This window comes from Qipengyuania pacifica, from assembly GCF_019857205.1.
Classification (GTDB): domain Bacteria; phylum Pseudomonadota; class Alphaproteobacteria; order Sphingomonadales; family Sphingomonadaceae; genus Qipengyuania; species Qipengyuania pacifica.
This window is the reverse complement of the sequence record NZ_JAHWXO010000051.1, coordinates 1-685: the sequence shown is the minus strand read 5'-3', so window position 1 is coordinate 685 and position 685 is coordinate 1. Positions and strand designations below refer to the sequence as shown.

The window sequence follows — 685 nt, the reverse complement described above, 5'->3', positions numbered from 1 at the left end:
TACGGGCCGCAGACGAGCCATGGCTCCTTCCTTGATGGCGTCCTCGAGCGGCTTGCCGTCATCCATCAGCTGCCGGATGAACGTCAGCATGACGACGCCGTTCAGCACGGCGATCCCCGACAGGGCGATGAAGCCGACCCCCGCCGAGATCGAGAAGGGGATGCCGCGCAGCATGAGCGCGGCCACCCCTCCGGTAAGAGCCAATGGCACCCCGGAAAACACGACCAGCGCGTCCTTCACCGAGCGAAACAGCGCCACCAGCAGGCCGAAGATCAGCAGCAAGGCGAGCGGAACGACGATCTGAAGCCGCGCACTCGCGGATTCGAGTTGCTCGAATGTGCCGCCATAGTCGACCCAGTAGCCCTCGGGCAGCTCGACCTCCGTCGCGATCCTCTCTTGCGCCTCGGATATGAAGGAACCCAGGTCCCGTCCGCGCACATTGCTGGTGACCACCGCGCGCCGCTTGCCGTCCTCGCGGCTGATCTGGTTCGGCCCCTGAACGTTCTCGATCGTCGCGACCTCCGACAGCGGGACAGACCCTCCACCTGGCAGTGCGATAGGAAGACGCTCGAGTACCTGGCGATCCTCGCGCATCTCTTCGGGCAGCCGGACGACGATATCGAAGCGTCGATCACCTTCGAAGATCTGGCCGGCCTCGGTCCCGCCGATTGCCGTCGACACCACT

The 685-nt window shown here is 65.0% G+C and carries 1 protein-coding gene; it reads right to left on the bottom strand.

Going from position 1 to position 685, the window contains the following annotated elements; translation table 11 throughout:
* A partial coding sequence (locus tag KYK83_RS17100) for an efflux RND transporter permease subunit (protein WP_222829105.1) occupies positions 1-685 on the bottom strand: 685 nt, incomplete at both ends.